The sequence below is a fragment of the Chitinophaga sp. genome (assembly GCF_039596135.1).
Lineage (GTDB): Bacteria > Bacteroidota > Bacteroidia > Chitinophagales > Chitinophagaceae > Chitinophaga.
In genome coordinates this window covers 1-11,725 of sequence record NZ_JBCNKH010000122.1, presented here as the reverse complement: position 1 = coordinate 11,725, position 11,725 = coordinate 1, and the positions used below count along the sequence as shown (strand labels likewise).

Below are 11,725 nucleotides of genomic sequence, written 5' to 3'. Positions count from 1 at the left end.
GGGTTGTTTGTGAAATGCACGGCCAATGGCCAGCAGTGCTGCACAGGCAGTCGCATTGTCATCTGCCCCATTCAAAATGGAATCTTTTCCCGGTTCTATATTGCGTACGCCGTCATGATCGGTGTGACCGCTAAACAATACGTACTCATTTGCCAGTGTAGGATCAGTTCCTTTTACTTTGGCCACCACGTTTACAGATGGATAGGTAAAGGTTTCAGCATATACGTTTGCCTGCAGATTTTGATTGGGCACACGCACAAGGTCCAATGCTGCTGCGCCAACCCATATAATGGGAACGCCGCTCAGCAGTTGCCGGGAAGGTCTGCCATCTATGCGGTAGGTACCACGAATACGGTCCTGGATTGCCCTGGCCCAGGCTTGTTCCGCCCTGTCGTCAGATACAAACAGAATGGCCTTAGCTCCTTTGGCAGCCAGCTTTTTAACACAGTTCTGGACTACGAGTGATACATATCGCCAGGGAATAATTTTGCGGGGATCGGTCAGGTCCTGTTCAGTAAATTGTAAGGCTACCACCTTTCCTTTGATTGTTTCTTCATCCACCTGATCTGGATTATTCACAAATACGATAGGTGCATCCACCGAAGCGAAGCTGGGTTCCCATATGATCACGTCTTTCCAAAGGGAAAAGGTGCGGTTGCCGATTTTTACTGTGCTGTGATCGCTTACACGTTCGCGTAGTAAAGAATAAAACTGAAAATAGGTGCCATCGTCACCAGCGGGTTCCAGGCCTGCTTTGCGTGCCAGCTCTGCCAGCCAGACAGATGCTTTCAGTTCATCCAGGGTACCGGCTTCCCTGCCCCGGAAATGATCGTCAGCAAGGGCAAACAGGTCCCGTTTTATTTCTTCCTGTTGAATAGCAGGTGCAGGTATCTTTTTTGACTGCGAATTTACCTGCGCAACGGTGCACAGGAGCATACTAAAAGAAACCAGGAAAAGATCTTTTCTCATTTGATTTTGTTGTGTATGGGTGACTGAGCGCAAAGATAGGGAATGTTGAATAGGCATGAATATTTTCAAAATGTAATCCCCACATCCGTCCTTACAATCCCCTAATTCATCCATCGAATCCACATATCTGAAAAATATAATTTAAAATGTTATCTAGCTATTTGCAAAATTATTATCTTCATTCTGCCTGCTATAGGACACGACATCTGAGCATATTGATAACAGGAAGTACCCGAAGTAAAACCCAAATAATTCACCAATTTTAGAAATCTAAATCTACTAACGAAGGCTGTTTGTTCGCCATTCAATACCCGACACCTTCATTTTGTATTATCCTTATTATTATTTCACCCTGGAAGATTAACCTGATCTATTTGATGAAAGCTAATTTTAGAAGGTTTTTCCAGGTTGGCAACAGCGTGATAAAACTTGTATGCCTGTCAACAGTGTTGATAGCCTTACAGGCAATTGCCGCGGCCCAAACTGTAGATACCAATATCCCTATGGGCATGGATACACTCATGAAACTAAAGTTGTCTGTGTTAGATGCCCATAAAGCACCGATACCTGATGCGACCCTATTGTTATATAGGTATAAAGATACAGTGCTGTCGGCAACAGGGGCGACCGATAGTTATGGAAGGTATGAGTTTGTGTTAATGCGTAATCAGATCTATTTACTTAAAGTATCTCATCTCCAATACGGGGATTCCTTATTGCTGCTGGATGTAGCAAAATTGTTGCACCCCGGAGAATTAACGATACTATTGCAGGCGGGGGGCGCCAAACAACTAAATGGTATCGTGGTGACAGGCAAAACACCCCTGATAGAGAGAAAAATAGATCGAATTATTCTCAATGTAGAAAACAGTATTTCGCTGGTTGGAGGTACCGCCTGGGATGCTATTCAAAAGTCGCCAGGAGTAAGAACCTCAGGGGATAACAGGATTACACTGACCGGAGGGAGTGAGGCTAAAGTGATGCTGAATGGACGAGTATTGCAGTTGTCAGGAGAAGATCTCGCTAATTTATTGAAATCAATTTCATCTGCCGATATTGCCAGAATAGAAGTAATGACCAATCCGCCGGCTATGTACGATGCTGCCGGTGCGGGATTAATCAATATCGTCACCAAAAGAAACAGGGCGGCAGGCATGAGTGGAAATGTGCAGGGAAGCTATGCCCAGGCCCTATTTCCCAGTTATAGTTTAGGGGGAAGTTTAGGTTATACGTATAAAAAACTGTCGATGATGGCGACCCTGAATGCCAGTAAGCTACTGAATTATCATACCCGGGAGAGCTTGATTTATTATCCCTCCCAACTGTGGAGCAGTAAGCGGGGTGCGGATAATGAAACAAAAAGTCTTACCGGTACACTGGCTGCAGATTATAATTTCAGCAGGAAACAAACGGCAGGTATCAGGTACACCACTTCGCTGCAGAACAAAACAACAAGGGATGGAACATTGACTAACATTTACGCGATGGATCATGCCACTATCGATTCAATAGTGCGGGGTGCCAACCGTTATTTCAACCGGCCGGAGAGCCAGGACCTGGATCTTTATTTTGAACAACAGCTTGATTCCACCGGTAAAAAGCTAACTGTGGGCGCTGATTACTTTTATTATCATAAAAGCAATGTGCAAGAGCTGAATAGTTTCAATTACCTGCCGGCAGGTGTCAAAACCGGCGATTCGCTGGTAGCGAGGAACCAGTCGCCGCAAACGGTGAAAGTCTACACAGCACAGGTAGATGCTGAGCTGCCGGGAAAGCAGGTCAATATTAAACTGGGCGGAAAGGTATCTTTTATCAATAATGACAGTAGAATAGCATTCTACAACATCTATAAGGGGGCGCCTGAGTTTGATTCTGCCAAAAGCAACAGTTTTACCTACCGGGAAAGGGTACAGGCATTGTACGCCAGCGCCGGTAAACATATGGGACGGTGGGACCTGCAGGCAGGGCTACGGGGAGAATTTACGCAGACAACAGGCATTTCTCAAACCTATCAGCAGCGCAATGAAAATGCTTATTTCAGGGTATTTCCTACAGCATATTTAATGTATCAGCTAAAGGGAGATCAGCATTTATTCTTCTCTTATGGCAGAAGAATCGGGCGGCCGGATTATGCTGCACTCAATCCCTTCAAAGCTTATTCCAGCCGGTACTATTATGTGGCAGGCAATCCCTTTCTGCAGCCATCGTATAGTCATGTGTTGCATTTGGGACATCAATACGGGGAGCTGCTGAATTCTCAGCTATCTGCCAGTATTAAACAAAATGGATTTGACCAGTTACGCATCCCCGATTCTGTTACCAATATTATTGGTATGGAGGAACGCAACTTTTTAAATATCTATAGTTATGGCCTTGAAGAGACGCTCACTTTTAGTGCCTGGGGGTGGTATGAAAATTATACCTTTCTGCAGGTATATTCCAATACTACTGTATCAACGAATGCTGCTACCCAAAGGCGGCTGAGTGGATGGAGCGTGTATTGGTCCACTGAAAATACTTTTTCCTGGAACCGGGCCCGTACCCTTCAAAGCGTTATCTCCTTCTGGTACCAGGCCCCGGAGGTAAACGGGATAGACAAGGTCGGCGCCTTTTATAGCCTGGATGTAGGATGCAAAGTATACCTATGGAAAAAGAAAGTGACCATCACCATCAATGGAAAAGATCTGTTAAGAACTAACAGGGAAGGCTATGGGAGTGTAACGAATGGTATACAGCAACAGTATTATACTTACTATGGAAGCCGCTCTTTACGGTTGACGCTTGCGTGGAAACTGGGTGGTAAAACCCGTGATCTGAGACAGCGCAATAGTAACGGAGACGAGAAGCAACGAGCCAACTAACATCATCAGATAACTTTTTACCGGTAATACAGATTGTATGACAGACAGTGGCCACTAATGTCAGCAACCCTGTACAGACTATGTATTGTCCAATACGTAGCGTTCTATGATGGCTAAACAACGTTAAACTTAAGCCGATTTGATCACTGTTTTTTAAAAACCCAAAGACCATGAACAACAAAAACCTCCAGCAATTGCTGAAACAAGTACTCGAAGAAGAAAACAAAAAAGCGATCACTCCCCTGAATGAGGCTGATGCTTACCTGATCCGCGGTGGTGCACGTTCTCTGGATGATAGCTGCACTAAGAACAACTGCACTAAGAAAACTGAACTGGAGAACGCGTAATCCTTTCCATTTTTATCCAGGGCTACAGGTATTTAATACTTGTGCCCTGGACTTTTGCCCACCTTGTGAAAATCATGTATTATGGAATATAAAACCTCGTTCTATATTGTGCAGACAGGGATACTTGATGAGACTGAGGCTGATCCCAAACGACTTCTTTTTGCTACCCGTACCGGCAGTGTATTGATGATAAAAGATGCTTATTACAAATACCTGGAAAGAAATGAGGTGGATCAACTGCCTCCTTCCCTCATCAGCGAACTGGCAGCTATCGAAGCCATTGTGCCTGCAGGTCAGGATGAGCTGGATTATGTTTTGCAGGATAACCAGCAGGCTGTGGAAAGAAATGATGTGCTGGACATTGTAATTCAGCCGGGCGCCTCGTGCCAGCTGGGGTGCCATTATTGCGGGCAGGAGCATACCAATCAATATATGCCGGCCCACCTGCAGCAAAAAATGATTGAACGAATCAGCGATAAACTCCGTAATGGAGATGCAAAAAAACTATCTGTCACCTGGTATGGTGCAGAACCGTTGATGGCTGTAAAGCAAATCCGGGAAATGAGTGAACCATTGCTGGAATTGACCAGCGCACTTGGACTGGGGTATACCGCTGATATGGTTACGAATGGGCTGAGTCTGAAGCCGGCTGTTTTCAGGGAAATGGTTGCACAATGGAAAGTACGGCATTTCCAGATTACCCTGGATGGGGTGGCAGCTTATCACGACAAAAACAGGTATACTAAAAAAGGACAACCCACCTTTGACCTGATCTTTAAGAATATATTAGATATCGTGAGTGATCCCTTTTACGAAGAAAGTAAGGCCCGGATTACGGTACGTTGTAATGTAGATCGTAATAATGAAGCGGGTATTGATGAATTTATACAACTGTTGGCCAGTTACCAGTTGCAGGAAAAGGTCGGGTTTTATGTAATACCGGTGCACAACTGGGGCGAGAATAATGCGGGAGATACCGTAGGCGTAGACAAACACAATTTTGCATCGGAGGAGATAGACTGGATGATGAAGCTGATCAATTATGGATTTTATACGCAAATACTGCCTGGCCGGTCAAAGATCGTGTGCAGTACCGTCAAAAAAGGGTCGGAGGTATATGATGCCTATGGTAACGTATCTACCTGCTGGGAAGTACCCTATACTTCTCTTTATAAAGATACGGCTTATGAAATAGGGCACCTGGACCACCCTTTCGTGGAAGATACCAGCACAACCCCTATGCGGGCATGGAACACGACCTTAAAAGAAGGGAAGACCTGGTGTGCAAAGTGTAAGTTGCTGCCTGTATGCGGCGGCAGCTGCCCTATTCACTGGGAGAGTGGTATACCTGCATGTCCCTCGTTCAAGTTCAACATTGAAGACCGGCTGGTATTAGAGTATATCCAAAGCCGCAAGAAAAAGGAAGCCATCCTGTTATAAAAAATGCGCTGTGTTTAGAAAAAGAAAAATAGCTTTTCAGCGGCAATTAGATACATCCGATTGCGGTTCCACCTGCCTGTGTATGGTAGCCCGTCATTATGGCAAAGCCTACTCCCTTGAGTATATGCGTGAGCTATCGTTTATAGGCAAGGAAGGGGTGAGTTTGCTCAACCTCAGCTATGCTGCGGAGAAGATCGGTTTTCGTACGCTGAGCGCAAAGCTTACATTGGAGAAACTGGCAGCAGATTGCCCTTTGCCCTGTATACTTCATTGGAACCAGAATCATTTTGTTGTATTATACAGGGTAAGCCGCACCTTCCCTGGCAGAAAGCTGCGTTTTAAAATAGCCGATCCTGCACATGGTATAGTGACAGTAAATGAACAGGTATTTACCGATAGCTGGATCAGCACTACCGAAGAATTTGGGATGGCCCTGCTGATGGAACCTACCCCGGAATTTTACCAGCATCAAACGGTAGTTGAAAAAACAGGACTTAGTTTCCTGGTGCGATACCTGGCTCCCCACAAACGGTTCATCGCACAGTTGTTTTTGGGCATGCTGGCTACGAGTGTTATTGCACTGGCATTTCCATTGTTGACACAATTCCTGGTAGACTATGGGGTACAGGGGCATAATATCCGCCTGATCTATATGCTGTTGCTTTCCCAGCTCTTCCTGTTTACCGGCAGCCTGGTCATAGACCTGATGCAAAACTGGCTGCTGCTGCATGTTAATATACGGCTGAACCTTAGCATTATTTCCGATTTCCTGATCAAGCTAATGCGGCTGCCTATCAAATATTTTGATTCGAAAGCAGTGGGTGATATTCTGCAGCGTATCAATGATCATCAGCGTATTGAAACCTTCCTCACAGGAGTTACGCTCAGCACCTTGTTCTCCTTCATCAATATCGTGGTGTTCAGTACTATTTTGGCTTTTTACAGCAAGCCGATCCTGCTGGTTTTCCTGCTGTTCAGTATGGCCGGGGTAAGCTGGATACTGTTGTTTCAGCGAAAGCGTAAGCAACTGGACTACGAGCGTTTTGGAAAGAATAAAGAAAACCAGGATCTGCTGGTGGAAATGATTACAGGGATGCAGGAGATCAAATTATACGGTAGTGAGCGTACAAAGCGCTGGAACTGGGAACATTTGCAGATAAAGGTATTCAGGCTTAACATACAAGGCCTGGCGCTGGCACAGTACCAGCGGACAGGCTATGTGTTTTTAAACCAGTTCAAGAATATTCTTATTTCATTGATCGCTGCTACTGCGGTGATGAATGGAGAACTGTCTTTGGGCGTGTTACTGAGCATTTCCTTTATCATCGGTCAGACCAATGGACCGTTGGAACAGCTGGTGGCATTTATCCAGGCAGCGCAGGATGCAAAGATCAGTATGGACAGGATGAATGAAATTCACTCAAAGGAAGAGGAAGAGAAGAGGGGAGAGATAATGGAAGATGTGCCAGTCGTACACCTGGACGAGAACGGGCTGTTGCACCCACCTCCGGAAGAAGGTTGGCACCAGGATATCGTGCTGGATAATATTTCTTTTCAGTACGAGGGACCACATTCCCCTTTTGTATTAAAAGATGTGTGCATGCGGATACCTAAGGGAAAAATTACGGCCATTGTAGGTGATAGCGGCAGCGGGAAAACGACACTCATGAAGCTGTTACTGGGCTATTACGAACCGGTAAACGGCCGGATCCTCGTTGGCAATCAGCCATTACCCTCGTTGTCACCCAAATACTGGCGCAGCAAATGCGGTACGGTCATGCAGGATGGATATATTTTTTCTGACACTATTGCCAACAATATAGCCCTGGATGGAGAGGAGATAGATCATACCCGCATGCAGCTGGCCGTGGAAACGGCCAATATCAAAACATTTATAGAGAGCTGCCCGATGGGATATGTAACCCGCATTGGAAACAATGGCACGGGCATTAGCGGGGGGCAGCGGCAAAGAATATTTATTGCCCGGGCAGTGTACAAAGACCCTGATTACCTGTTCATGGATGAAGCCACCAGCAGCCTGGATGCAATTAACGAACGAAAGATCATGAACAACCTGCAGGCGTTTTTTGGCGGAAAATCGGTGGTGATCATTGCGCACCGGCTGAGTACCGTAAAAAATGCCGATCAGATTATTGTATTGCAACAGGGACGTATAGTGGAACAGGGCGATCATCAATCGTTGACACAGCGAAGAGGATATTATTATGAACTGGTGAAGAACCAGCTTGAACTCGGAAACTGAATCATTATGCCAGATACCCGGAAAAGAAGTGCATATGAACTAAGAAGCAGGGAGGTGCAGGAAGTATTGAGTAAGCCACCTTCCCGGCTCATACTTTGGTCTAACCTGATCATCGTGTTCGTATTTATAACAGGAGCATTGCTATTCTCCATGATTAAAATTCCGGTCGGGAAAGCAGGCCAGCCCCGTGAACAAACCCTATTGGAGTACCTGTTAAAGAAATAACATTATGAGAATAGCCTATCTCATCACAGCTTATTGCGATTTTGATCATTTGTTCAGGCTGATAGGGAATATCCTGACGCCTGAGACAGAAATATTTGTGCATATAGATGCAAAATATGATTACCAGTTGCCGCAAGCCCTGAAGCATGCTACCAGGGTACATTTGCTGGAGGATCGTTTTTTGGTGACCTGGGGTGGCTTCAATCTTACATTGGCTTTTATGACCCTGATGAGCCATTGCAGGGAATCAGGAACCTATGACCAGGTATTTCTGATCAGTGGTGCAGATTTCCCGCTGGTGAGCAATGAGGAGATCAGGGCTTTTGTAGCGGAGAACAGGGACCGTATATTTTTGGAAAATTTTGAAATCCCCTATGCCAACTGGACGGGAACAAATGGAGGACTGGACAGGTTCCAGTTTGAATGGCCGGTGGATGAGCTGGGAAGGAATGCTGCGGAGAAACATGCGCTGGAACAGAAAAAGGCCGGTATACGACGAACGTTTCCGGCAGGATTAAAACCATACGGCGGCAGTTGCTGGTGGACAATGCCTTTTGATGTGCTGGAATATCTCTGTGATTACTTTACCCTGAACTTTGATTGGATCTATCCTTATTTCAGGACCGTATTGCTGGCAGATGAAATACTGATACCAACTGTTATTATGAATAGTTCTTACAAACATCGGGTTGTCAATAATAACCTCAGGTACATTGACTGGGTTACAGGACCTGGATCGCCAAGAATACTTACCATGGAAGATCTGCCTTTGCTAAAAGCCAGTGGTTGCCTCTTTGGAAGGAAGTTTTCTCCACGTAGGGATAGCGTAGTGATCGATAAACTTGAACAATTAATTATATCGAAATGATATTTTTATCTGCACAACCGGACACCTTGTATTTTAAGTGGCAGCTGGAAGTACAGCTGGTCAATTTTAGGAAACACGGTATTACGAAGGAGCAAATACATGTATTGATAGGATATGATCCTGAGAAAGGGTTGCTGCCGAAATTTGCAGAACTGCTGGTGACATTTAAAGATAATGCCTTATTCTTCCTGTACGAAGATACCCGTACTAACCGGCTTTATTCTTCTTCGCTCAGGCCCCATATCATTAAAAAGCATTTTCAGGCATACCCGGAAATTGGCGGCACACCTGTCTTTTACCATGATCCGGATATCATATTCCGGGAGTTACCCGATTTTGCATCTATGTGCAGCGCCGGCGATGCCACCTGGTATGTATCGGATACCCGTTCCTATATCAGTGCAGAATGGCTGATCAGTACAGGCAGGGTAGTGCTGCAGGAAATGTGTATGGCTATAGACATGGACCAGGAGCTGGTAGAGCTGAACAGTAATCATTCCGGAGGGGCCCAATACCTGATGAAAGGGGTGAACTACCAATTTTGGGACAGGGTAGAATCGGATTGTGTAAAAATGTACCGTCACTTGAGTATGCATAATGAGCGATATGCCCAGCTGTATGAAGAACAGACAGGACAGCGTGATTATCAGCCTCCGCTTGCCTGGTGTGCAGATATGTGGGCAGTATTGTGGAATGCATTTCGCCTGCAATACCCGGTGCGGATACATGACGACCTGGCCTTTTGCTGGCCAAAGGAAGATATGGTGTGCTGGGAACAAACAAAAATATTTCACAATGCAGGACTGGGAAGGGAGCATGCACATATGCATTTTTACAAGGGTGATTTTGAGCAGCTGGCGCCCTATCATGTAAATTTTGATTATGTTAAAAAAGAGAAGTGCAGCTGGCAATATGTATTGGCGGTGCGGGAAACAGAAGCTGCCATGAGGGCCGATCTAAGTGATGTAACCTTCCTGTTGCCAGTCAGGATCGATAGTAGTGACAGGCAGGATAACCTGAAGATGGCCATTCAGTTTCTGCGTAAATATTTCCGGACCCATATTATCGTGCTCGAGGCAGATGTGGCGCCCCGGGTGGATAAAAGTGTATTGACAGAAAATACCGGCTACTTATTTGTGGAAGACAGCAGTCATTGGTTCCATCGTACAAAGTATAACAATGAAATGATCAGGATGGCCACCACTCCTTATATTGCACTTTGGGATGTGGATGTAGTAGCAGCACCTTCGCTGATGGTGGATGCAGTGAACCAACTGCGGAATAGTGATTGCAAAGTTTGCCTGCCTTTTGATGGCAAGGTCGCATTTGTTGCCGATCCTGCACTGAAAAAACTATTCCAGGAGCAACTGGATATAAAGATCCTTCAAAAAGTAAAACCATCTCAGTTTAAATCGGTGGGCGGAGCCGTATTCCTGGACAGGGAAGTTTTTATAGCCTGTGGAATGGAGAATGAGCGTTTTTTTAAATGGGGGCCGGAAGACCAGGAGCGACTGCGGCGAATGGCAATATTAGGGTATAAGGCCGTGCGGATAAAAGGGACATTGTACCATATAGATCATGTCACCTTTCATAATTCCGGTTATAATTCTACCGATGATTACCAGGATCTGATGCAGCTGCAATTGCAGGTGGTGAATGCAGAGACAGCAGAACTGAAAGAACAGGTGAAGGATTGGAACCAGTTTTTTAAATGATGACCCTTTTATAAATATGCTTATGATCAATACCCTGCCTTTTACAAATGCCAGTATGGTCAATACCCTGCATCAGATAGCAGACAGGATAATTGTTGCAAAAGACTTTACTGAAGATATGAGCCTGGTAAATGGGCAGGCTGGTATGTGCCTTTTCCTGTTCCATTATGCTCAAACTATGGAGCGTGAAGAATATTATGAAAAGGCGCAAACCTTTCTCATAGAGAACTACAGGTTTCTTGTCAGGCAGGTTAAGCACCCGAATTCCACGGTTGTACCTGGTATTGGCTGGTTGATTTCTCATCTTGGCCATCGAAAGCTGATAGGAATTGATACGGATGAAATATTGAACCATGTAGATAAAGTGATTTTTGAAAAGCTGCAATATGGGTTTAGCCCTCTTTTTGATCAGGGTGGGCTGCTGGATATGACCGGTTACCTGCTGCAACGATACGGAGAGACGGGTTTTGAAGTGACAAAGGTAATGATAGCAGAGAAGTTGCTCGCTGTGATAGATGAGATCAGGATAAAAATGGATGATGGACTGTTTAAAGGTTTTGACAGGCATTATGCTCCTTTACCGGCAAAGGGGGGGCTTAATAAGATGGGGTATTTATCTGCCCTGTTGCATTTCAGTAGCAGGGTATTGGGAGTAGGCATTTACCCGGTTATTATCAGGGAGATGCAGGCAGAGATAATTGCGTTGCTGAAAGAATACGTCGCTATAGGACAGGCAGCGAATTATTTCACCACGGATATAGTACATGGGTTTACTACATTGCTGCGGGTACGGGATGCCTTGGGAAGGGCAGGGGTGGAGATGGAAGAAGTGCAGGCAACGTTGGAGGAACTGGGCAAAATGCTACCTGGGATGGCGAATAGTATGCGCAAAAGAGATTTGGTGCTGGGTTATAAGCTATTGGAACCCGGGGCGAAAGAAGGGCCGGCAATCAGGCAATTGCTGCAGGCAGGTGTTCTCCGGGACCTGGAGCGGGAGAGCGGGATGCCGGATTTGGGGTTATGTGGTGGTTTAGCAG

At 45.5% G+C, this 11,725-nt stretch carries 9 protein-coding genes; 8 read left to right on the top strand and 1 reads right to left on the bottom strand.

Annotated features, from left to right (window positions below):
* Positions 1-969, bottom strand: a 969-nt coding sequence (locus ABDW16_RS30810; RefSeq protein WP_343675273.1) for a M28 family peptidase, incomplete at its 3' end; no start/stop codon positions are given.
* Positions 970-1,346: 377 nt separating this feature from the next.
* On the opposite strand from ABDW16_RS30810, the gene ABDW16_RS30805 reads away from it, so the two are divergent.
* From ABDW16_RS30805 to ABDW16_RS30770, 8 genes are all read left to right on the top strand, one after another.
* Positions 1,347-3,830 (top strand): TonB-dependent receptor, encoded by a 2,484-nt coding sequence (locus ABDW16_RS30805; RefSeq protein ID WP_343675271.1) that lies wholly within the window; start codon positions 1,347-1,349, stop codon positions 3,828-3,830.
* Between the two features lie 170 nt (positions 3,831-4,000).
* Positions 4,001-4,177 (top strand): hypothetical protein, encoded by a 177-nt coding sequence (locus ABDW16_RS30800; protein WP_343675270.1) that lies wholly within the window; start codon positions 4,001-4,003, stop codon positions 4,175-4,177.
* Positions 4,178-4,258: 81 nt separating this feature from the next.
* Positions 4,259-5,617, top strand: coding sequence for a radical SAM protein (locus tag ABDW16_RS30795; protein ID WP_343675269.1), 1,359 nt, complete (start codon positions 4,259-4,261; stop codon positions 5,615-5,617).
* A 10-nt stretch (positions 5,618-5,627) separates the two neighbouring features.
* Entirely contained in the window at positions 5,628-7,880 is a 2,253-nt protein-coding gene (locus tag ABDW16_RS30790) for a peptidase domain-containing ABC transporter (RefSeq protein ID WP_343675268.1), read from the top strand.
* A gap of 6 nt (positions 7,881-7,886) precedes the next feature.
* Positions 7,887-8,105, top strand: a complete 219-nt coding sequence (locus tag ABDW16_RS30785; protein WP_343675267.1) for a hypothetical protein — start codon at positions 7,887-7,889, stop codon at positions 8,103-8,105.
* Between the two features lie 4 nt (positions 8,106-8,109).
* The gene (locus tag ABDW16_RS30780) at positions 8,110-8,973 is read left to right on the top strand and encodes a beta-1,6-N-acetylglucosaminyltransferase (protein WP_343675266.1); all 864 of its coding nucleotides are present in this window, start codon (positions 8,110-8,112) and stop codon (positions 8,971-8,973) included.
* Entirely contained in the window at positions 8,970-10,688 is a 1,719-nt protein-coding gene (locus tag ABDW16_RS30775; protein WP_343675265.1) for a galactosyltransferase-related protein, read from the top strand. The genes ABDW16_RS30780 and ABDW16_RS30775 overlap by 4 nt, the downstream gene beginning before the upstream one ends.
* A gap of 22 nt (positions 10,689-10,710) precedes the next feature.
* A partial coding sequence (locus ABDW16_RS30770; RefSeq protein ID WP_343675264.1) for a hypothetical protein occupies positions 10,711-11,725 on the top strand: 1,015 nt, incomplete at its 3' end.

Coding starts and splice junctions, on each gene's coding strand:
- ABDW16_RS30805 (WP_343675271.1), top strand. CDS start 1,347: ATGAAAGCTAATTTTAGAAGGTTTTTCCAGGTTGGCAACAGCGTGATA.
- ABDW16_RS30800 (WP_343675270.1), top strand. CDS start 4,001: ATGAACAACAAAAACCTCCAGCAATTGCTGAAACAAGTACTCGAAGAA.
- ABDW16_RS30795 (WP_343675269.1), top strand. CDS start 4,259: ATGGAATATAAAACCTCGTTCTATATTGTGCAGACAGGGATACTTGAT.
- ABDW16_RS30785 (WP_343675267.1), top strand. CDS start 7,887: ATGCCAGATACCCGGAAAAGAAGTGCATATGAACTAAGAAGCAGGGAG.
- ABDW16_RS30780 (WP_343675266.1), top strand. CDS start 8,110: ATGAGAATAGCCTATCTCATCACAGCTTATTGCGATTTTGATCATTTG.
- ABDW16_RS30775 (WP_343675265.1), top strand. CDS start 8,970: ATGATATTTTTATCTGCACAACCGGACACCTTGTATTTTAAGTGGCAG.